The sequence below is a fragment of the Pectobacterium actinidiae genome (genome assembly GCF_000803315.1).
Lineage (GTDB): Bacteria > Pseudomonadota > Gammaproteobacteria > Enterobacterales > Enterobacteriaceae > Pectobacterium > Pectobacterium actinidiae.
Genome location: NZ_JRMH01000001.1, coordinates 3,242,907 through 3,265,386 on the forward strand (window position 1 = coordinate 3,242,907; position 22,480 = coordinate 3,265,386).

The window sequence follows — 22,480 nt, forward strand, 5'->3', positions numbered from 1 at the left end:
AAGCAGTACATTTTTCATCTTAGTTAACGGTCTCTTCACTGGTTACGGCCACCTATCGTGTTACAGAGCTAGAGAGCCAAGTGCAAGAGCAACCAAGGCTTCAAGCTCATCTCGGGTTGCACCGTCCCTCGCTTGAAATGAGATCATTTGCATGATGCCATGTATGAACGCTGAGCGTTGCTGAATGTCGCAGTCAGGGGAAAGTTCTCCAGCAGCACGAGCATGTTTAAGACGCGTATGTATGAGTTCACGCGTCTTATCTCGCGCAGCTTTGAGATGCGTCCGTGCCGCCTCATTCTCCGTTAGGCAGTTCACGACCCCAAGAATTAGTAGACAGCCACCGGGGCGCATGGATAAAGCAATATCAATACTGGCTTGAAACATGCGCAACAAGCCTTCATTCAGGTTTGCAGCATTGTCTAATTCTTGCATCGGTATTGCACCGACCGTTGTAATGTAGTAATCCACCGATTCACAAAAGGCTTCTTCTTTGGAACCGAAGGCTGCATAAAAGCTGGGAGGGGCAATGCCAGCTGCTGCCGTGAGATCGACCAATTGCGCCCCTTCATAGCCGCGCGCCCAGAACACCTCCATCATCGCATGAAGGGCTTTGTCCCGCTCAAAAGCGCGCGGGCGACCACGTTGAGCCATTACGTCTTCCTTTTTTTAATTTTTACTACAATATTCTATTGACCTGAGCTTTTGTAGACAATAGCATTTATTTAAATCTTACTACAAAAAAGGATCATATAATGAGTATTTCCCCCGGCGCTGTTGTCGAAGAATTCTTTCGCCGTACCGGATCAAACGACCCAGTCGAAAGGATCGCGGAACTCGTCAGCGAACAGGTCGATTGGTTTGTGGCTGGCGACACAAGCATTGTACCCTGGATTGGTCGCAAGATAGGAAAAGCCGGAGCTGCGGAGTTTTACACGCAGATCAAGGAACAGATCGCATCAGAATCTTTCGAAGTGCACGAAATCCTGACACGAGGCAATCGGGTTGTCGTGCTCGGAGAGCTTGCCTCTCGCATTTTACGAACGGGTAAACTGATCGAGTCAGAATTTTGCTTCGACTTCACTGTAGAAAATGGCGAAATCGTCCGGTTTCGTCTTTTCGAAGATAGTTTCGCTGTGGCAAAAGCCGCCATATAATTGCACTAGCACACACAAATAAGGGTATACCTTAGCCACTTTGGGTTCGTAAATATCAACCACAGTTCTTTAACCGGTCATATAGCTTGTTCTCAACCTTGCAGATAGCCAATTCGTCGGCATTGTAGCTTGGTAATGCCGTAAGTCAGGCGATTAGCAGGCTTCTTTTACCTGAAGTCTTCAAAGTATTTGTTCCTGAGTATTGGAAGCCGCGATCTTGTTCTTGGAACTGAATACTTGATGATACGAAAATTTGTCAGATAGTTTAGGCTAAACAGCAAAAAACCCGCAGTTACGCGGGCTTAGAAGTACTTTACTGCTTTTACGTGCAGGCTGTTGCAAGACGCGAAATCATTCCCACTCAATCGTGGCTGGTGGCTTACCCGACACGTCGTAAACCACGCGGGAGATGCCGTCGACTTCGTTGATGATGCGGTTGGATACGCGGCCTAAGAAGTCGTATGGCAGGTGTGCCCAGTGCGCGGTCATAAAGTCGATGGTTTCTACCGCACGCAGCGAGACAACCCAATCGTATTTACGGCCATCGCCCATCACGCCCACGGAACGAACCGGCAGGAAGACGGTGAATGCCTGACTGACTTTGTTGTACAGGTCAGCTTTGTGCAGTTCTTCGATGAAGATCGCATCCGCACGACGCAGCAGGTCACAGTATTCTTTCTTCACTTCACCCAGCACGCGCACGCCCAGACCTGGGCCAGGGAACGGGTGACGGTACAGCATGTTGTACGGCAGACCCAGTTCCAGACCGATCTTACGCACTTCGTCTTTGAACAGCTCTTTCAGCGGCTCAACCAGACCCAGCTTCATCTCTTTCGGCAGGCCACCCACGTTGTGGTGGGACTTGATCACATGCGCTTTGCCAGTCGCAGAAGCCGCAGATTCGATCACGTCTGGGTAGATGGTACCTTGCGCCAACCATTTCACATCAGCTTGCTTACTGGCTTCTTCATCGAACACTTCAACAAACACGCGACCGATGATTTTACGCTTGGCTTCTGGATCGTTTTCGCCAGCCAGTTCGCCCAGGAAGCGATTTTCCGCCGCCACATGCACAATGTTCAGACCGAAATGATCGCCGAACATTTCCAGCACCTGATCGGCTTCGTTCAGGCGCAGCAGGCCGTTATCAACAAACACGCAGGTCAGACGATCGCCAATCGCACGGTGCAGCAGCATTGCGGTGACGGAAGAATCCACGCCGCCAGACAGGCCCAAAATCACCTGATCGTTGCCAACCTGCTCACGAATACGGTTCACCGCATCGTCGATAATCTTGGCTGGCGTCCACAGGGCTTCACACTGGCAGATATCAAGAACAAAACGTTCTAACATGCGCTGACCCTGACGGGTGTGCGTCACTTCCGGGTGGAACTGCACGCCGTAAAAACGCTTCTCTTCGTTCGCCATAATGGCAAACGGACAGGTATCAGTGCTGGCAACGGTCTCAAACCCTTCTGGGATAGCCGTTACTTTGTCACCGTGGCTCATCCAGACATCCAGCAGCGGTGCGCCAGCGGCGCTCAACGCATCCTGAATATCACGCACCAGCGCGCTATCCGTTTTAACTTCCACCTGCGCATAACCAAACTCACGCTCGTTGGAACCTTCAACGTGGCCGCCCAGTTGCATCGCCATCGTCTGCATGCCATAGCACACGCCTAATACCGGTACGCCAGCATTGAACACGTATTCTGGCGCACGCGGGCTGCCAAACTCAGTGGTGCTTTCCGGGCCACCGGACAGGATGATCCCGTTCGGATTAAACCCGCGAATCTGTGCTTCCGTGACATCCCATGCCCACAGTTCACAGTAAACGCCCAGCTCACGCACGCGACGTGCCACCAATTGCGTGTACTGCGAGCCGAAATCCAGAATAAGAATGCGGTGTTGATGAATGTTTTGAGTCATGAGGAGCATGTTCCAAAAAGCAAAAGACAAAAGCGAAAAGTAAACCCAGCTAACCGCTCAGCCTTACGCAAAGGCAGAGCGGCGCAAAATAGTACAGGGTTTATAGCGTTAAATCACCTTATGAACCCATACGGTAGTTCGGTGACTCTTTAGTGATGGTAACGTCGTGAACGTGGCTTTCCTGAATGCCTGCGCCGCTGATACGTACAAACTCAGCCTGCGTGCGCAGTGCGTCGATAGTAGCGCAACCGGTCAGACCCATGCAGGAGCGCAAGCCGCCCATTTGCTGATGAACGATCTCTTTCAGACGGCCTTTATAAGCTACGCGGCCTTCGATACCTTCCGGCACCAGTTTGTCGGCAGCGTTATCGGTCTGGAAGTAACGGTCTGATGAACCTTTGGACATCGCGCCCAGTGAGCCCATGCCGCGATAGGATTTGAATGAACGCCCTTGGTACAGTTCGATTTCGCCCGGGGATTCTTCCGTACCCGCCAGCATAGAACCGACCATGACACAGGCTGCGCCTGCCGCGATGGCTTTAGCGATGTCGCCGGAGAAGCGGATACCGCCATCGGCGATGACCGGAATCCCCGTGCCTTCCAGCGCTTCAACCGCATCGGAAATCGCCGTAATTTGCGGTACACCCACGCCAGTCACGATACGGGTGGTACAGATAGAGCCAGGGCCGATACCCACTTTCACCGCGCTAACGCCCGCTTCAACCAGCGCTTTCGCGCCTGCGCCCGTCGCGACGTTGCCGCCGATAATTTCGAGGTTCGGGTATTTCGCGCGCGTTTCACGAATACGCTGTAATACACCTTCGGAATGGCCGTGTGAGGAGTCGATCAGCAGTACGTCAACGCCCGCGGCAACTAACGCATCAACGCGCTCTTCGTTACCCGCACCCGCACCAACCGCTGCGCCAACGCGCAGGCGGCCGTGCTCGTCTTTACAGGCGTTCGGTTTACGTTCTGCTTTCTGGAAATCTTTTACCGTGATCATGCCGATCAGGTGGAATTTGTCGTCAACGACCAGCGCTTTCTCGACGCGTTTTTCGTGCATTTTTTGCAGCACGACATCACGCGCTTCGCCTTCTTTAACGGTGACCAGACGCTCTTTCGGCGTCATGAACGCGCTAACCGGTTTTTCCAAATCGGTCACAAAACGCACGTCACGACCAGTGATGATACCGACCAGTTCGTTGTCTTTTGCCACGACAGGGTAGCCAGCGAAGCCATTGCGCTCGGTCAGCTCTTTCATTTCACGCAGCGTGGTTTCTGGCGTCACGGTCTGTGGATCAACCACCACGCCGCTTTCGTGTTTTTTCACGCGGCTAACTTCTTCAGCCTGACGATCAATGGACATATTTTTGTGAATAAAGCCCAGACCGCCTTCCTGCGCCAGCGCAATAGCCAGGCCAGATTCGGTAACGGTATCCATCGCTGCGGACAGCATAGGAATATTCAGGCGAATGTTTTTCGTCAACTGCGTGGACAGATCGGCAGTGTTTGGCAGAACGGTAGAATGAGCGGGAACCAGGAGGACGTCATCAAACGTCAGTGCTTCTTTAGCGATACGTAGCATGGGCAATATCTCACCAAGGTGGATGTAAGAATAGATAAAATATTGCCGTGGCATTATACAGAGCGTAATCGGTTGCCTCCAGCATTATTTTACTAAAATGCTTGATTACCTGTTTCAGGTAGGTAGTATCGATCAATTAAGTGACTGTTTTAAAATTTGATCTGGCTCACAATGTCTCAATTTCCCTCCTCTGCAATTTTTACCGTTAGCCGCCTGAATCAGACGGTTAGACAACTGTTGGAAATGGAAATGGGCCAGATTTGGCTCTCCGGCGAAATCTCCAACCTTTCTCAGCCCTCATCCGGCCATTGGTATTTCACGCTGAAAGACGAACGTGCACAGGTGCGCTGCGCGATGTTTCGTACCAGCAACCGTAGAGTGACGTTCCGCCCGCAAAACGGTCAGCAGGTGCTGATTCGGGCGAGCATTACGCTGTATGAACCCCGTGGCGACTATCAGCTACTGGCGGAAAGCATGCAGCCCGCAGGTGATGGCCTGCTACAGCAGCAGTTTGAACAGCTCAAGCAACGTCTCGCCGCCGAAGGGCTGTTCGACCAGCAGTTTAAGCAAGTGCTTCCCTCTCCTGCCAAACAGGTCGGTGTGATTACATCAGCCAGCGGTGCCGCCCTACACGATATCTTGCAGGTGTTACAGCGCCGCGATCCATCACTGCCGGTGATCGTGTATCCCACATCAGTGCAAGGCGCAGAAGCACCGTTACAAATTGTCCGCGCCATCGAGTTGGCTAACCAGCGGGATGAGTGTGATGTGTTAATCGTCGGGCGCGGCGGCGGTTCGCTGGAAGATCTCTGGAGTTTTAATGACGAACGGGTCGCCCGCGCGATTTTCGCCAGCCGCATTCCTATCGTCAGCGCTGTGGGTCATGAAACCGATGTCACCATCGCCGATTTCGTCGGTGACCTGCGTGCGCCCACGCCATCCGCCGCTGCCGAGTTAGTGAGTCGTAACCAACTGGAGCTGTTACGCCAAATACAGTCCCAGCGTCAGCGGCTGGAAATGGCGATGGATTACTACCTTGCCCAGCGCAACCGGGAATTCACCCGCCTGCACCACCGCTTGCAACAGCAGCATCCACAGCTGCGGCTGGCACGTCAGCAGGCCCAGTTGGTCAAATTACGCCAACGGCTGGATGATGCCATGCAGCAACAGCTTCGGCAGATATCACGCCGGAGTGAACGCTTACAACAGCGTCTGATGCAACAGCAGCCGCAAACCCGTATTCATCGTGCCCAGCAGCGTTTGCAACAGCTTAGCTATCAGATGCAAAGTGCGGTGGAACGTCAGTTGAATCAGAGCAAGCAGAAGCTAGGCATCGCCTGTTCGCGACTGGAAGGCGTTAGCCCGCTCGCAACGCTGGCGCGCGGCTATAATGTCACCACCGCACCAGACGGCAAGGTGCTGAAAAACGTCGCACAAATCACACCCGGTGAGACACTGAAAACCCGTTTGCAGGACGGCTGGGTAGAAAGTCAGGTCACGACGCTGATGACGAATTCAAATTCCGCGAAAAAGCGGCAAAAAACCGCATCTAAGACGCCAAAATAACGCGAACAGCATAAAACACGCGAATGGGGATTTATCCTAAAAACAACGGCGGTCCCCCATTCTTACCTCTGACATCTGAACTATACTCATTTCCAGTTCACTAATTCATATTCACCGCTTTCATCGCACGGGTTCCGAACCCTGCGCGGTGACGCGGATGGGATAAAAGACAGTGAACTTTATTGATCGTCTGTGTTACCCCAATGGTTGCCTTTCAAGGAGATGAGGTATGAAGTCCAGACCGATTTGTAGCGTGATCCCCCCTTACATTTTGCATCGTATTATCGCAAACGGCACAGACGAGCAGCGCCACTGCGCGCAACAGACGCTGATGCACGTTCAGTCATTAATGGTCAGTCACAACGCGCGCCCGGAACCCCATGAAAAATTATCCGCCGGGCAGGTAAATCGCAACATTCACGATGCCGAACAGCAACAACAATTGCCCGGCAAGCTGGTGCGCGCTGAAGGCCAACCCAGCAACGGCGATATCGCCGTAGATGAGGCCTACAACTATCTGGGCGTCACCTATGATTTCTTCTGGAAAATTTTCCAACGTAACTCTCTGGACGCCGAGGGGCTACCGCTGGCTGGTACAGTACATTACGGTCAGGATTATCAGAATGCCTTCTGGAACGGGCAGCAGATGGTGTTCGGAGATGGCGACGGCAAAATCTTTAATCGCTTCACGATTGCGCTGGATGTGGTCGCGCATGAACTCGCTCACGGCATTACCGAACATGAGGCAGGACTGATTTATTTTCGTCAGTCCGGCGCGCTTAACGAATCACTTTCCGACGTCTTTGGTTCCATGGTCAAGCAGTACCATTTGGGGCAAACCGCTGAGCAGGCGGACTGGTTTATCGGTGCCGATCTGCTGGCAGACGGTATTCACGGGATGGGGCTGCGGTCGATGTCTCACCCAGGCACCGCATATGATGATGAACTGCTCGGTATCGATCCCCAGCCTTCTCACATGAGCGAATATGTGAACACGCGTGAAGACAACGGCGGTGTACACCTGAACTCAGGCATTCCCAACCGGGCATTCTATCTGACGGCCATCGCGCTGGGCGGGCATTCCTGGGAAAAAGCCGGCCGCATCTGGTACGACACACTGTGCGATAAAGCGCTGCCACAAAATGCAGATTTCGAAATTTTCGCGCGCCACACCATTCAGCATGCCGCTAAGCGTTTTAATCACACCGTTGCCGATATCGTCATGCAGTCGTGGGAAACGGTAGGTGTGGAGGTTCGGCAGGAGTTCTTATGAAGACGCTGCCAGAGCTTAACGACGATGCCATCATTGAGCTGGCGCGTGAAGGGGGATTGGCCTTTATCCCCAAGCTGGCGGTGCCGCGACGTTTCGCGCTCGCCAGCGTACCGTCATCCGAACGGGAACGCATTTGTAACGCAATTCGTGATGCCTTTCCTCAGGCACGCGAACACGGTGAACCAGACGGCCCAGGGCGCGGTGACCAGTTCTATTACCGCATCCACATCAGCTACTGCCACCCACAGCAGAATCAATATACCGATGTTATCCTGCTGATCCCCGAAAACCGTGCGCCATCAGAGTTGGCTGAGCTGTGGCGCAACGGCGTACAGGAGTCATAACGGGTTTACTCGACCGGTGCGTAGCTGAACACGACTCGCCGTTTGGAAATCATCCCGTGCTGCTGGCAGAAATAATCCACCGCACCGCAGGCTTTCAGTTCCTGAAGCAAGTGCTTACATTCAGGACACGTAGCCTCACGTAAATAATGCTGCCGGCATCCCTCGCACAGGAACGAACCGCCAGGCTGCCACATCATCGCCTGGTGACAATCAGGACAAAGCGCATCCATCTTTTCCCCCGTTTCTGTTATCAATAACGAACCAACGTCATCAGACATTAAATCACATCAAGCGAACGCAGCACGTACAGCCCAATGGCAATCATGAAAAACGCACCAACCGTCGTCAGCCCAATAATATTGGCCGCCAGCGTCGCGTTTCCGCCCATCGCTCGCGTCATCGCATAGCTGCCAGCTGCGGTCGGCGTTGAGGAAAACAGAAAAATAATCCCCAGTTCAACACCGCGAAAACCGACCAGCCACCCACCCAACGTGAGTAATCCTGGCACAACGAGTATTTTCGCAAGGGAGGACAGCACGGCAACATTGGATGAACGAAACATACTACGCCATTCCAGACTCGCACCTGCACATAACAGCGCCAAAGGCAGCGCCATTGAGGAAATAAAGCCACCCGTTTGTTTAATCACACTCGGCATTGGCAGCTGACTCTGCCCATATGCAGCACCAAGAAGCAGGCCAATAATCAGTGGGTTCGTTACAATGCCGCGCAACAGTTGACTGACAGGGATCTTCTGTTCAGGGGATTCCCGCTGCAAACTGCGTGTTAACGTAATAACTGACAGCGCGTTGAACATAATCACCGTCACCATCAGATACAGAGAACCGATAGCGACACCTTCATCACCATAAGCACTCATCGCAAAAGCCAATCCCATCACGCCCGTATTAGAACGGAACCCACCTTGCACAAAAATGCCACGTTCTTTTGGGTCTTTAACTACACGTACCGCCGCAATTTCCAGTAACAGAAATGTCGCTAATGTTCCTATCGTCCCATAAACCACCAGCGGCCACTGGCTTGCGAAAGATTGGTGGTTACCTGCAACGCTAAAAAACAGCAGACAGGGAAGAGAAAGATTGAATACAACGCGCATGGCGGTATCACAAAACGCATCATTAAGCAGATTGAGTTTGCGTAACGCGATACCAAGCAACAACATCAGTACATTAGGCATCGTAACGTTAAATGCAAAACTCCAGGTTTCCCAGGACATGACTTTCCTTGATTGCTATTTGTTTTGTTAACTACGGTTCGTTTTGTCAGAGACAAAACGGGGCGAATATCGCTATTCACCCCATTAATACATCACTTACTTTTTTTAAGATGCGACATCAATCGCTTACGCTTGCGTAGCTGGTTTGGCGTCAGCGTATTTCGCTTGTCTGCAAAGGGGTTTTCCCCTTCTTTAAACTGAATACGAATTGGCGTACCCATCACTTCCAGCGAACGACGGTAGTAGTTCATCAGGTAGCGCTTGTAGGAATCCGGCAGGTCTTTCACCTGATTCCCGTGGATCACCACAATCGGCGGGTTATAACCACCGGCGTGCGCATATTTCAGCTTCACGCGGCGGCCTCGCACCAGCGGCGGCTGGTGATCGTCTGATGCCATTTGCATGATACGGGTCAACATCGCCGTACTGACGCGACGAGTGGCGCACGAATAGGCTTCGGTTACCGACTCAAACAGGTTACCTACACCGCTACCGTGTAGCGCAGAAATAAAGTGAATACGGGCAAAATCGATAAAGCCGAGGCGCAGATCCAGCGTCTCTTTCACCTGTTCACGCACTTCCTGCGACAGACCATCCCACTTGTTCACCACAATCACCAGTGAGCGCCCACTATTGAGGATAAAGCCCAACAGCGAGAGATCTTGATCGGAAATACCTTCACGCGCGTCGATAACCAGCAGCACTACGTTGGCATCCTCAATCGCCTGCAACGTCTTGATGACGGAGAATTTTTCCACCGTTTCCGTCACTTTGCCGCGTTTACGTACACCGGCGGTATCAATCAGAACGTATTCACGTTCATCACGCACCATCGGGATGTAGATACTATCACGCGTCGTGCCAGGCATGTCGAACACCACCACGCGCTCTTCACCCAGAATACGGTTAGTCAGCGTGGACTTACCCACATTCGGACGCCCAACAATCGCCAGTTTAATCGGCAAATCTTCGGGGTTGAAATCGTCTTCTGCTTCTTCTTCACTGGCCTGCTCTTCCGCTTCTAACGCTGCCCAGTAAGCCGCGTTCTCTTCTTCTTCGGTTAGCTCGACCGGTTCTTCTATTTCATCCTGCACAAACGGCAGCAGAACCGTTTCCAGCAGCGACGTTACGCCACGGCCATGAGACGCCGCGATCGCGTACACTTCGCCCATTCCGAGCGAGTAGAAATCCGCCGTGACCATATCCGGGTCAAGGCCATCGGTTTTGTTAGCGACCAGCACGGTCGTCTTTTCGCGGCTACGCAAATGCTTGGCAATGCCTTCATCCGCAGGCATCAACCCCGCACGGGCATCCACCATGAACAGCACGATATCCGCTTCTTCGATCGCGACCAGCGATTGGCCCGCCATGCGCGTTTCCACGCCGTCTTCCGTGCCGTCGATGCCACCGGTATCAACGATAATAAATTCATGCCCTTCCACTTCTGCACGACCATACTTGCGGTCACGAGTCAGCCCAGGGAAATCCGCCACTAATGCATCACGAGTGCGCGTTAAGCGGTTAAATAGCGTGGATTTCCCCACATTCGGGCGCCCGACCAGCGCGACGACAGGTATCATTGTTACAACCTCATTACTTATATTTCAATACGTTACAGCGAAATACTCGCTGACGATAAAAAGACGAAACGGCCCCTGATAGTGTCAGGAGCCGTTATACGAGCACACCCAAAAGCGCGGTGCTCCAAATCAATACGGTTACTTAGCGAGTGAACGCGTAGACATCACCGTTTTTCGCCTGAATCAGCAGCTTGTCGCTGGCAACCACAGGCTTGCTCAGGAAGCCCGAGCTATCCACTTTTTGCTGCGCCACGAAGCGGCCATCCGCCGTATTCAGCCAGTGCAGATACCCTTCGGTATCGCCGACAACCAAATAGCCATTATACAGCGCCGGAGCCGTTAAGTTACGGTGCAGCAGATCGCTTTGACGCCACAGACTCACGCCGCCATTGGTGTTCAATGCAACAACGCGATCGTCCTGATCGACCAGATAGATACGGTCGCCGTCGATGATGAAATCATGCACGGAACCCAGTTCACGCTTCCACAACACCTGACCAGAACGCAGATCTAGCGCAGTCATGTTGCCATTGTAACCCAGCGCGTAAACCACTTCGCCCGCAACAACCGGTGTCGTGTCGACATCGTTCAGACGATCGATTTCGGTGGCACCACTCGGCTGTGAAATACGCTGTTGCCAGATGAGCTGACCCTGATTGATCATTACGGCGTTCACACGACCGTTATCCCCCCCCACAATCGCCGCACCAAATGCGGTTGTCGGGGCAGATTCGCCGCGCAGAGACAGCGTAGGCATATCCAGATTGACGCTCCACTTGATTGCGCCATCCGCTTCATTCAATGCCTGCAACATGCCATTACTGGTGTGAATCAGTACCACACCGTCGCTGACGACAGGGCGAGACAACGCTTCGCCAGCCACTTTGGTCTGCCATACCGGCGTACCATCTTCTGCATTCAGCGCATAAACCTGCGCCCTTTCGCTGCCGACATAGACATGGTTACCAGAAACCGTTACGCCACCAGACAGCAGCGCCGGATTATTGCGGGAGAAGAAATTGGTCTTCTCTGACAGATCGGCACGCCAAATCTCTTTACCGTCACTCAGATCCATCGCTTTTACGGTGCCGCGACGATCGGCAGCAAAAACGCGGTTATCCTGCCATGCGGGGTGAAGATTGGAATAAAACTCGCCAATACCACTCCCAACCGAGCTGTTCCACACCTTGGTTGGCGTGAACTGGTTTTCCACCTGCGGCAGTGGAGACATAGTGACAACATCTTCTTCGCTATTAAACAGCGAGCATCCGCTCAGCAGGGCAACAGAAACCAGTCCTACCAAAAGTGTTTTACGCAATTGCATGGAATTCCTCTTAGCTGGACAGGTTATTCAGTTTCATACGCAGTAACGCTTGCTGTGCCTGCGATGGATTGGAAGACAACCCTTTGTTGTAGGCATCACGCGCAGCCTGATTATCCCCTTTGCTCACCAAGATATCGCCACGCACTTCCGCAGCCTGTGACGCCCAACCTTCGAGCTTGATGGCATCCAACGTTTTCAGCGCGTCATCCGCTTTGTTTTCTTGCAACTGAACCCGCGCCAAACGCAGATTCACCACGGCCAGCAGGTCGGCATCTTTAGTCTGAGACTGCGCCTGCACCAACTGCTGTGCTGCTTTAGCAAAATCTTTCTGATCAACATAATGACGAGCCAGTTCCAGAGACGCCAGCGCACCATAAGTATTCTTATTCTCGGCCGTAAATTTTTCGGTTGCCGTAATCGCATCGGCTTTGCCTTCGGCCAATTGCTCCGTCACCTGCTGATAAGATGCAGATGCCGCCATCACGCTGTCATTTTGGTGGCTTTGCCAGAAACGCCAGCCAACCAGTGCGCCGACGCCCAGCACAACACCGACAACTAACGCCTTTCCGTTCTCCGCGAGGAAACGACGTAGTGCATCAACCTGTTCATTCTCTGTGGTATAGACTTCCACGGTGTCTCTCTCCTCAATCCAGTAACGTTGCCAGCCGCGATGCGACGTCGGCCTGTGCCAATGTATCCTGTTCGCCATTGCTCAGGTTTTTAACCACAACCTGACCGGCCGCCACTTCATTTTCGCCTAATACCAATGCGACGCGTGCGCCCCATTTATCAGCGCGAGCGAATTGTTTCTTAAAGTTGCCACCGCCGTAGTTGGTCATCAGTTTCAACTGCGGCAGCGCATCACGTAATTTCTCCGCTAGCTGCATCGCAGCAGCCTGCGTTCCTGCGCCGGAAGAAATCAGATAAGCATCCACACCTGGCTGTGCTTTGAAATCTGGATTGACAGACTGCACCAGCAGAACCAAACGCTCCAGCCCCATCGCAAAACCAACCGCTGGCGTCGCGTGCCCGCCAAGTTGTTCCACCATACCATCATAACGCCCACCGGCACAGACCGTGCCCTGCGCGCCCAGACTGGTCGTCACCCACTCAAATACGGTGCGGTTATAGTAATCCAAACCGCGAACCAGACGTGGATTAACGGTATATGGGATACCGGACTGCGTTAAAAGTTCACCCAGCGCTTCAAAGTGTGCTCGCGATTCGTCATCGAGATAGTCCGTCAGCACCGGTGCGTCATTCAGCAACACCTGAATCTGCGGATTTTTCGTATCCAGAACGCGCAGCGGATTGGTATACATCCGGCGTAGGCAGTCTTCATCCAGCTGATCTTTATGCTGTTCGAGGAACGCCACTAGCGCTTCGCGATAGCGCGCACGCGCGTCTAACGAACCAATCGAGTTCAGTTCCAGCTTCACATGATCGGCGATGCCCAGCACACGCCACCAGCGAGCCGTCATCAGGATCAGTTCAGCATCAATATCCGGCCCTTGCAGACCAAACACTTCACAGCCCAACTGATGAAACTGGCGATAGCGCCCTTTCTGCGGACGCTCGTAGCGGAACATCGGGCCGACATACCACAGTCGCTGTTCCTGATTATAGAGAATACCGTGCTCAATACCGGCGCGGACACAGCCTGCCGTCCCTTCCGGGCGAAGAGTCAGGCTATCGCCATTGCGATCGTCAAAGGTATACATCTCTTTTTCGACGACATCGGTCACTTCACCGATAGCACGCTTAAACAGCGGTGTTTGCTCGACAATCGGCAAACGGATTTCATTATAGCCGTAGCCGCTAAGCACCTGTTTCAGGCTGTTTTCAATACGCTGCCACAATGCCGTTTCGGCTGGCAGGTAATCGTTCATGCCACGGATGGCTTGAATATTTTTTGCCACGTCAGTTCTCTATGCGTTTTTCAAAAAATAAACCCGATTATAGAGGGATTGGCGTCGCATCTTCAATGCGGGGCCTCCCCATCGGGTTCAGGAATCGTGAATTAGGCGGGTGACGGCAGACCGTCACACCGACAAGGTTATTTATCGACCAGATTGACGGTAATACGCTGATTTTCGTCCATCATGGAGGCTTTTGCGCGGATCTTGGCTTCTAGCTGATCGATCATCTGTTCGTTATCGAAGCGCTCTCTCTGCCGCACGCCGTCTTCATAGAAGCCACTCTTATTGTGTCCACCGGTGACACCAATGGTCGACACCAGCGCTTCACCGGGGCCATTCACCACGCAGCCAATAATCGAGACATCCATCGGCGTGATAAGATCTTCCAGCCGTTGTTCCAGTGCGTTAACCGTACCGATTACGTCAAATTCCTGGCGAGAGCAGGTCGGGCAAGCAATGAAGTTGATCCCGCGCGCACGAATGCGCAGTGACTTCAGGATATCGAAGCCAACTTTCACTTCTTCAACCGGATCGGCTGCCAGCGAGATGCGCAGCGTGTCGCCAATACCTTCAGACAGCAGCAGGCCGAGGCCGATAGCCGATTTCACCGCACCGCTTCGTGCACCACCTGCTTCGGTGATACCAAGGTGCAACGGTTGATCGATACGCGCAGCCAGCAGACGATAGGATTGCACCGCGAGAAAAACATCCGAAGCTTTGACGCTGACTTTAAACTGATCGAAGTTCAGGCGGTCGAGGATATCGACGTGGCGCATTGCCGATTCGAGCAGCGCTTCCGGCGTTGGCTCACCGTATTTTTCCTGCAAATCTTTTTCCAACGAGCCGCCGTTAACACCAATGCGGATCGGGATATTATTGTAACGCGCACAGTCAACAACCGAGCGAATGCGCTCTTCGTTACCAATATTACCGGGGTTAATGCGCAGACAGTCGACGCCGTATTCTGCGACTTTCAGCGCAATACGGTAGTCAAAATGAATGTCGGCGACGAGCGGGACATTCACCTGCTGTTTGATAAGCTTAAAAGCTTCTGCCGCATCCATTGTTGGTACGGAGACGCGGACAATGTCGACGCCAACACGCTCTAGCGCTTTAATTTGGTTGACGGTGGCTTCAACGTCGGTGGTTCGAGTGTTGGTCATGGATTGCACCGCAATCGGCGCGCCATCACCAACAGGCACCTTGCCGACGTAAATCCGTGTTGATTTTCGACGGGTTATGGGTGCAGCGTTATGCATTACTTCATCTCCAACATTGCAGTCTTACTTGAACAACATGTTATTCGGCCGTCAACGTCAAGCGTGCAACCTGACTGCTGCGCACGAATCGGCTTAAATCGACTGGCTTACCTTGAAATTGAATCTGTACCGCAGCAGGCGCACCAATTTTAAGCTTATAGGGTGCCTGACCATCCAGATTCAGTGTGCCACCATTGCGCTGCATGCCGCTGAACAGTTTCTTACCGCTGGCATCCGTGACTTCTAACCAGCAATCAGCCGTGAAGGTCATTACCAATGCATGAGCCGCAGAGGCTGGATTGGTTTCCGCTACCGTACCCGCAGCAGGTGCGACAGCCCCAGCCCCCAACAAAACATTGCCCGCAGCTTGTGGCTGTGTGGCGTTCGCCTGCGAAGGGGATTGGCTGGACGGTGCAGCAGACGGTGTAGAAGCAGAAGAAGGCGTTGAAGGTCTCTCCGATGCAGTGGCAGAAAGGTCGACTGGCGTCGAAGCCGGTGCCGTAGCAGAATCCGGTACTGCCGTTTCCTGCGCGGTGCTGTTGTCCATTAGCGGAACGGACTGCCCTTCCGTTTGTGCCTGTACCGAGCTAGCGTGATCAACCATGCTGTTGATTTCCGCCTGCTGAGCCTGATGGTTTTGCCACCACCATGCGCCCGTTAGCCCCAGAACAACCAGCACGACCAGCCAGGTGATGGTCATCAACCAGCCATCACGCTTTTTGCGACTTTTTTTCAGCGAAAAACTCTGCATCGGCGAAACAGAGATCGTTTTAGGGATAGCCTGTTTATCCACGGCAGGAAGCAGTTCATCTTCGGGTAAATGAACCAGTTTGGCATAAGAACGGATATAGCCGCGCAGAAAAGTCGGCGCTAAATCGGCTGGAGTCGTACCGTCTTCAATATCGCGAACGGTGGTAATTTTAAGGCACAAACGCTCAGCAATAGTTTGCTGAGTCAGCCCAAGGCGTTCACGCGCCTCACGCAGACGTTCACCGGGTAGTTTTGCTTCTGTTGTATCTTGGGTGGCTTCAGTATTCATTAGCTAAGAAATGCTGGTACTGTTTAGATTGTGGAAAACTTCGCGCCAGCACGTTGCCATAACGTTCTTTATCGCCATCATGGCCCGCTAACGCGGCGAAACGAATCTGTAACCATAAGCTTTCGGCACTGGCCGGAAGAGTATGCTGATAAACATCAAGCAGCAGCCGCGCTTGCTCATTTTTCCCGGCAGCAAACTGTTTGTTCGCTTCCGCCAGCAAGGCACTGCCTTTCGTCGGGTCATACTTCAGTGCCCGACTTAATAAATTGCGCGCGTCTTCAGTCTGTCCGGCGTTGAAAAAGCAGTATCCCGCATTTTCCAACGCATCAGCAACCTGACTGTAATCAGGAAGTTGTGCAGCCGCACTAAACTGTCGCTGAGCCGCTACATACTGCCCTAAACTACACAGAAACGCACCGTAATTATTCATGACGCTGCCATTTTCCGGCGCCATGTTCAACACATGCTGATAACGCTGTTCAGCCAGACGGTTTTCACCTATCCGCTGCTCGTAAAGCGCCATTCCCAACTGTGTTCGATAATCCTGCGGAGCCATTGCTACCGCCTTCTCAAGATTCTGCCGAGCCGAATCCAGATTATTGTGTGCCAGATAGGTCAACCCTAACTGCAAGCGGGTTTGGGCAACCGCTGGATTTGTCGTCTCCTGAGGCGAATGCACACACCCCACCAGCAACAGCACTGCGAACAAGCTACTCAGCCAGTTCATTCCCTGTGATAAAGACATTCCCTGCAATAGTGGCTTTGTCATCCCTGTTCCCTCGCCTTGTCGTCCTAGCCAGCCATCCTTGACTGCGAAGTTACCTGAATATGAACAGGGTGGCAGCAAGAGCTAACAACAACGCGGCGCGCCTCGCAATTTGCTTACTATTGCTCTGCAAATTAGCTCAGCAGACGACGTCGGGTTAGCGCTTACGTTAACCCGCGGCCATTTGCTATCAGACCGCTTTCACCGTGATAGGTTCACCGGCCATTTTCTTCTTCAGCGTACGTTTGGTTCTGTCTACGACTTCACCCGCCAGCTGACCGCAGGCAGCATCAATATCATCACCACGGGTTTTACGTACGATCGTCGTGAAGCCATATTCCATCAGTACCTTGGAGAAACGGTCAACGCGGCTGTTTGAACTGCGGCCATACGGCGCGCCTGGGAACGGGTTCCACGGAATCAAGTTGATCTTGCACGGTGTATCTTTCAGGCATGCCGCCAGTTGATGTGCGTGCTCGGTGCCGTCATTGATATGATCCAACATCACATACTCAACGGTAACACGTCCCTGATTCGCATTTGACTTCTCCAGATAGCGGCGTACCGCGCTCAGGAACGTTTCGATATTGTACTTTTTGTTGATCGGCATGATTTCGTTGCGGATGTCGTCGGTTGGCGCATGCAGTGAAATCGCCAGCGCGACATCGATCATATCGCCCAATTTATCCAACGCAGGCACCACACCTGACGTGGACAGCGTCACGCGACGCTTGGACAAACCAAAGCCGAAGTCATCCAGCATAATTTCCATCGCTGGCACCACGTTAGTCAGGTTCAGCAAGGGTTCGCCCATGCCCATCATCACAACGTTGGTGATCGGGCGCTGACCGGTGACTTTAAACGCACCGATGATCTTCGCCGCACGCCACACCTGGCCGATAATTTCCGATACGCGCAGGTTGCGGTTAAAGCCCTGCTGCGCCGTTGAGCAGAATTTACACTCCAGCGCACAACCTACCTGAGACGAGACACATAGCGTGGCGCGATCTTCTTCTGGAATATAAACCGTTTCAACCCGTTGACCACCCACCAGAATCGCCCACTTGATGGTGCCGTCGGACGAGCGCTGTTCGTCCACCACTTCAGGGGCGCGAATTTCAGCGATCTCCTGCAATTTGCTGCGGAAGACTTTGTTAATATCCGTCATCTGGTTGAAGTCATCACAGCAGTAGTGATAAATCCACTTCATAACCTGGTCGGCGCGGAACGGTTTCTCTCCCATCGATATGAAGAGGTCACGCATTTGCTGGCGGTTAAGATCCAACAGATTGATTTTTTCCGCACTGGCTTTGACGGATTGAGAGGCATCAGCGGACGCCGGGGAGAATTCAGACACGGTTTGCTCGGATACGGTAGTGTTAGATGCGGTAATGTTAGATGCCGTCGTTTCAGACACGACGGTTTCAGACGCGATTTGCTTAGACATTGTCAATCCTGGCCTCGTTATTACACGTTATGGCACTAAAAAGAAGGTTGAATTCGATGGTAATCACCAAAGAAACGCCCCGGACAAGTGCAGGCTCATCCGGGGCGCAGCATTGTACAAAGTTTAAAACAGGTAAGCTACCATCACCGCTTTTTTTCTGTGTCATTACTTCGGTGTCGCGCACTAACGCAACAATAAGGAAGCAACATCACAGGCTGACCTGTTATCACGCACAAAAAAATTTATCGTGCGTAACCTTTATTTCATTTACGCGCGAGGGCAAATTTCGTCATCGCTGAAGAAATAGGCGATTTCACGCTGAGCAGATTCGATAGAATCAGAACCATGTACCGCGTTCGCCGTGAAGCTGTCTGCGTAATCAGCACGCAGCGTCCCCGCCAGTGCATTTGCCGGGTTCGTGGCACCCATGATGTCACGGTTACGTTGAACGGCGTTTTCACCTTCCAGCACCTGCACCATGATTGGGCCAGACATCATGAATTCGACCAGGCCATCAAAGAACGGCTTGCCTTTATGTTCAGCGTAGAAACCTTCCGCTTGCTCACGGCTCAGACGCAGCATTTTAGCCGCAACAATGGTAAAACCTGCGCTTTCAAAGCGTGCGTAAATCGAACCAATGGCATTCTTGGCAACCGCGTTAGGTTTTACGATGGAGAAGGTACGTTCTATCGTCATATTGACCTCATTAACTAAACTGTCAGATTGCAGCCGGATTATAAGAATTGTATACCCGGCTAGTGAAAGTGGCGCAAATTATAGGTGCAGAGACCTTTGTTGCCTACCAAGGAAATAACATTTTATTAAAAAAATGTTACCTCTTATTCCTTCTTCATTAACGATTACGCCACGCACTTTTTCGTCCCCCACAGGCCTTGCGCGAAATGTAACAAATCATCCGCGATCACAGTTCTGAAGGTTACTTGTAACGTTATAGGTTATTTGTTTTTAAAACAATAAGATAACTAGAATTCCCTTATCGTTCACTGCTAGCCTTGCTGTTGTACCCACCATAATGGCCAGTAAGAGGGCTGATAATGAAAAGAGCGGTCAATGCATTGCAAAATTTCGGCAAGTCCCTGTATGGGCCGGTGCTGATACTCCCGATTGTCGGGCTATTCATCGCATTCGGGAATGTGTTCGGTAACGGCAATTTAGCGGGCTATATCCCTTTACTTAATCACCCCTTAATTCAGGATTTTGGTCAACTGGTTTCCAAATCTGCCGTAGCGATTCTGGCTAATTTGGCGCTGGTGTTCGCCGTCGGGATCCCGATCGGACTGGCGAAACGCGATAAGGGCTACGCTGCGCTGATCGGTCTGGTGATGTTTATCATCTTTATTAACGCCATGAATATCACGCTGCAATTGCAGGGCAAACTCGTGCCTGCCGCAGAAATGCGCTCCGCCGGGCAAGGCATGGTGCTGGGCGTTCAGGTGCTGGAGATGGGCGTTTTCGCCGGTATCTTGATCGGCGGATTCGCAGGCTATCTGTATAACCGCTATTCCAGTAAACAGTTTAACGGCGTGATGGCGATCTATTCCGGCCACTGCTTCGTCGCTATTCTGGTGATTCCGCTAGCAATTGCGCTAGGCTTTGCGATGAGCGCGCTGTGGCCGTTTGCTCAACAGGGTATTACCTGGCTGGCCTTCGCTATTAAAGGTGCAGGTCCTGTTGGCATCGCGATTTATGGCTTTCTGGAACGCGTGTTGATCCCCACCGGGCTCCATCATCTGGTCTATACCCCATTCCTGTACACCGAACTGGGCGGAACCGCAGAGGTGTGCGGCAAGCTGTATCAGGGCGCACGTAACATCTATTTTGCTGAAATGGCCTGTCAGGACGTCAAGCAGCTGAGTTCTACCGTGGTCTGGGATGCGCGCGGTATCAGTAAAATGTTTGGTCTGACGGCCGCTGCGCTGGCGATGTACGTCACCGCGAAGCCAGAAAAACGGCTGGCCGCCAAAGCCATCCTGATTCCGGCTGCTTTTACTTCTTTCTTGCTAGGCGTCACCGAACCGCTGGAGTTTTCCTTCCTGTTCGTCGCTCCCATGCTGTTTGCCGTCCACGCCGTGCTGACTGGCATAGGAATGATGCTGTTCTCCATCATGGGCGTGCATGCAATTGGCGCTAACGGCGTCATCGACTTCCTGCTTTATAACCTGCCGCTGGGTATCGAAAAATCCAACTGGCCGATGTACATCGTGGTCGGGCTGACGATGTCGGTGATTTATTTCTTCGTCTTCCGCTTCTTAATTCTGTACTTCGACATGCCAACACCAGGGCGTGAAACCGATGAGGAAGAGACGCGGCTGTATTCCAAAACCGAATATCAGTCCAAGACAGAGAATCAGGCAAAAACGCAGGACGCCGTGAAAGGCGATGCTCAGCTTGTTGGCGCCACCATCATCGCCGGGTTGGGTGGCAAACCCAATATCGAGGTGGTGGATAACTGCTACACCCGCCTGCGGGTCACACTCATCGACCCCGCTTTGGTAGATGAACAACAGCTTAAGAACACCGGTGCGAAAGCCGTTATCCGACAGGGTAACAACGTACAGGTGGTTTACGGACTTCACGTCAAAACTATACGCGAAGCAGTTGAAAACGCGCTTTAACAGGAGACTGACCATGACGAAATCCCCATTTATTCTGACGATTGCCGGCGGCGGCAGCACCTATACCCCGGGCATCGTAAAAAGTCTGATGGTACGTCTTGCGGATTTCCCGCTGGCAGAGATTCGTTTGTATGACATTGACGGCCAGCGGCAAGACATCATCGCGCCAGTGGTGGAAAAGGTGATTCGCGACCACAGTGACAGCATTGTCTTTACCGTCACAACCGACCCGGAAACCGCGTTTAGCGGCGCTAACTTTGTCTTTGCCCAGATGCGTGTCGGGCAGTACAAGATGCGCGAACAGGACGAGAAAATCCCACTACGTCACGGTGTCGTTGGGCAGGAAACCTGTGGCCCCGGCGGACTGGCCTACGGCCTGCGCACCATTTTGCCAATGGCTGAGCTGATCGATCTGGTTGAGCGCTATGCGCATAAAGAGGCGTGGATCGTCAATTACTCTAACCCTGCTGCGATCGTTGCCGAAGGCGTACGCCGTCTGCGTCCTAACGCCCGCGTGCTGAATATTTGCGATATGCCCGTTGCCGCGATGCGTAACATCGCCGCTGTGCTAGGCGTCGATCGTCATGACATCACGGTAGACTATTTTGGGCTGAACCACTTTGGCTGGTTTACCCGCGTGCTGGTCGATGGCGTGGATCGTATGCCAGAACTGCGCCAGCATATCGCCCGCTACGGCCTGTTGACCGCCGATGCCGCCGATACCGATCCGCAACACGCCGATCCGTCATGGGTGAAAACCTGGCGCAACATCAAACCAATCATGGATCATTTCCCGGAATTCGTACCGAATCCGTATTTGCAGTACTACCTGATGCCGAACCAGATCGTTGAGCATCAGGATCCCGACTACACGCGCGCCAATGAAGTGATGGACGGGCGTGAGAAGAAGCTGTTTGCAGCAGCGGCCAGCTACAAGGAAACCGGTATTCTGTCGGATGCGTTCCACGTTGGCGTGCACGGTTCGTTCATCGTTGATGTCGCCTGTTCGCTGGCGTTCGATCTGCGCCAGCGCCACCTGGTCATCGTCGAAAACCAAGGTGCTATCGCCAATCTGCCTTACGACGCGATGGTGGAAGTTCCGGCTTATATCACTGCACAAGGGCCAGAGCCAGTGAGAATGGGAAATGTCCCACAGTTCCATCGCGCCTTGTTGGAGCAGCAGTTGGCATCTGAACAGTTGCTGGTTGAAGCCACGCTGGAAGGCAGCTACGAGAAGGCCTTGCAGGCATTTACCCTGAACCGTACCGTGCCAACCATGCAGCACGCCAAAGCCATTCTGGACGAGATGATTGAAGCCAATCAGGATTACTGGCCGCAATTAAAACAAGCATATAGAGACGGCATCGCCCAATAATCTGCGACTTGTCGGATGAGGGAAAATCGCTGACAATGAATCTATCA

At 52.7% G+C, this 22,480-nt stretch carries 20 protein-coding genes; 6 read left to right on the forward strand and 14 right to left on the reverse strand.

Annotation, left to right across the window (positions count from 1 at the left end; all coding sequences use genetic code 11):
- Nucleotides 1-60: 60 nt before the first annotated feature.
- A complete protein-coding gene (locus KKH3_RS13910) occupies nt 61-651 on the reverse strand; it encodes a TetR/AcrR family transcriptional regulator (RefSeq protein WP_039360648.1) in 591 nt (196 codons plus the stop codon).
- Nucleotides 652-752: 101 nt separating this feature from the next.
- Here KKH3_RS13910 and KKH3_RS13915 point away from each other — a divergent pair, with 101 nt between their 5' ends.
- On the forward strand, nt 753-1,154 hold the full coding sequence (locus tag KKH3_RS13915) for a nuclear transport factor 2 family protein (protein ID WP_039360651.1): 402 nt from the start codon (nt 753-755) through the stop codon (nt 1,152-1,154).
- A gap of 351 nt (nt 1,155-1,505) precedes the next feature.
- Here the strand turns inward: KKH3_RS13915 and guaA are convergent, their stop codons facing one another.
- Complete coding sequence (guaA, locus tag KKH3_RS13920; RefSeq protein ID WP_039360654.1) at nt 1,506-3,083, reverse strand: glutamine-hydrolyzing GMP synthase; 1,578 nt, start codon at nt 3,081-3,083, stop codon at nt 1,506-1,508.
- A gap of 118 nt (nt 3,084-3,201) precedes the next feature.
- Entirely contained in the window at nt 3,202-4,668 is a 1,467-nt protein-coding gene (guaB, locus tag KKH3_RS13925) for an IMP dehydrogenase (protein WP_039360657.1), read from the reverse strand.
- A 171-nt stretch (nt 4,669-4,839) separates the two neighbouring features.
- On the opposite strand from guaB, the gene xseA reads away from it, so the two are divergent.
- From xseA to KKH3_RS13940, 3 genes are all read left to right on the forward strand, one after another.
- On the forward strand, nt 4,840-6,234 hold the full coding sequence (xseA, locus tag KKH3_RS13930; protein ID WP_039360660.1) for an exodeoxyribonuclease VII large subunit: 1,395 nt from the start codon (nt 4,840-4,842) through the stop codon (nt 6,232-6,234).
- Between the two features lie 229 nt (nt 6,235-6,463).
- Nucleotides 6,464-7,507: a M4 family metallopeptidase gene (locus tag KKH3_RS13935; RefSeq protein ID WP_039360663.1), complete on the forward strand. Its 1,044-nt coding sequence runs from the start codon at nt 6,464-6,466 to the stop codon at nt 7,505-7,507.
- Nucleotides 7,504-7,851 carry a protealysin inhibitor emfourin gene (locus KKH3_RS13940; RefSeq protein WP_039360666.1) on the forward strand — a complete coding sequence of 116 codons (348 nt, stop codon included), beginning with the start codon at nt 7,504-7,506 and terminating at the stop codon, nt 7,849-7,851. The genes KKH3_RS13935 and KKH3_RS13940 overlap by 4 nt, the downstream gene beginning before the upstream one ends.
- A gap of 5 nt (nt 7,852-7,856) precedes the next feature.
- On the opposite strand, the gene KKH3_RS13945 is transcribed toward KKH3_RS13940, so the two are convergent.
- The 11 genes from KKH3_RS13945 to ndk all read right to left on the reverse strand — a co-directional run bounded on the left by KKH3_RS13945 (nt 7,857) and on the right by ndk (nt 19,118).
- Nucleotides 7,857-8,081, reverse strand: a complete 225-nt coding sequence (locus KKH3_RS13945; RefSeq protein WP_039362466.1) for a zinc ribbon domain-containing protein — start codon at nt 8,079-8,081, stop codon at nt 7,857-7,859.
- Between the two features lie 47 nt (nt 8,082-8,128).
- Nucleotides 8,129-9,088: an AEC family transporter gene (locus KKH3_RS13950; RefSeq protein WP_039360669.1), complete on the reverse strand. Its 960-nt coding sequence runs from the start codon at nt 9,086-9,088 to the stop codon at nt 8,129-8,131.
- 92 nt (nt 9,089-9,180) lie between these two features.
- Nucleotides 9,181-10,668 (reverse strand): ribosome biogenesis GTPase Der, encoded by a 1,488-nt coding sequence (der, locus tag KKH3_RS13955; RefSeq protein ID WP_014916204.1) that lies wholly within the window; start codon nt 10,666-10,668, stop codon nt 9,181-9,183.
- A gap of 142 nt (nt 10,669-10,810) precedes the next feature.
- Nucleotides 10,811-11,992 (reverse strand): outer membrane protein assembly factor BamB, encoded by a 1,182-nt coding sequence (gene bamB, locus KKH3_RS13960; RefSeq protein WP_010280044.1) that lies wholly within the window; start codon nt 11,990-11,992, stop codon nt 10,811-10,813.
- A gap of 10 nt (nt 11,993-12,002) precedes the next feature.
- Entirely contained in the window at nt 12,003-12,623 is a 621-nt protein-coding gene (locus KKH3_RS13965) for a YfgM family protein (RefSeq protein ID WP_010302828.1), read from the reverse strand.
- Between the two features lie 13 nt (nt 12,624-12,636).
- Nucleotides 12,637-13,911 (reverse strand): histidine--tRNA ligase, encoded by a 1,275-nt coding sequence (gene hisS, locus KKH3_RS13970; protein WP_039360672.1) that lies wholly within the window; start codon nt 13,909-13,911, stop codon nt 12,637-12,639.
- 137 nt (nt 13,912-14,048) lie between these two features.
- Nucleotides 14,049-15,170: a flavodoxin-dependent (E)-4-hydroxy-3-methylbut-2-enyl-diphosphate synthase gene (gene ispG / locus KKH3_RS13975; protein ID WP_014698959.1), complete on the reverse strand. Its 1,122-nt coding sequence runs from the start codon at nt 15,168-15,170 to the stop codon at nt 14,049-14,051.
- Between the two features lie 40 nt (nt 15,171-15,210).
- Nucleotides 15,211-16,209, reverse strand: coding sequence for a cytoskeleton protein RodZ (gene rodZ, locus KKH3_RS13980; RefSeq protein ID WP_039360674.1), 999 nt, complete (start codon nt 16,207-16,209; stop codon nt 15,211-15,213).
- Nucleotides 16,199-16,978 (reverse strand): type IV pilus biogenesis/stability protein PilW, encoded by a 780-nt coding sequence (gene pilW / locus KKH3_RS13985; RefSeq protein WP_181939657.1) that lies wholly within the window; start codon nt 16,976-16,978, stop codon nt 16,199-16,201. The genes rodZ and pilW overlap by 11 nt, the downstream gene beginning before the upstream one ends.
- Before the next feature lie 187 nt (nt 16,979-17,165).
- The gene (gene rlmN, locus KKH3_RS13990; RefSeq protein WP_080756546.1) at nt 17,166-18,422 is read right to left on the reverse strand and encodes a dual-specificity RNA methyltransferase RlmN; all 1,257 of its coding nucleotides are present in this window, start codon (nt 18,420-18,422) and stop codon (nt 17,166-17,168) included.
- A 267-nt stretch (nt 18,423-18,689) separates the two neighbouring features.
- Entirely contained in the window at nt 18,690-19,118 is a 429-nt protein-coding gene (gene ndk, locus KKH3_RS13995) for a nucleoside-diphosphate kinase (protein ID WP_039360680.1), read from the reverse strand.
- 359 nt (nt 19,119-19,477) lie between these two features.
- On the opposite strand from ndk, the gene KKH3_RS14000 reads away from it, so the two are divergent.
- Nucleotides 19,478-21,058 (forward strand): PTS transporter subunit EIIC, encoded by a 1,581-nt coding sequence (locus KKH3_RS14000; RefSeq protein ID WP_039360683.1) that lies wholly within the window; start codon nt 19,478-19,480, stop codon nt 21,056-21,058.
- A 13-nt stretch (nt 21,059-21,071) separates the two neighbouring features.
- Nucleotides 21,072-22,433: a 6-phospho-alpha-glucosidase gene (locus KKH3_RS14005; RefSeq protein WP_039360686.1), complete on the forward strand. Its 1,362-nt coding sequence runs from the start codon at nt 21,072-21,074 to the stop codon at nt 22,431-22,433.
- Nucleotides 22,434-22,480 lie beyond the last annotated feature (47 nt).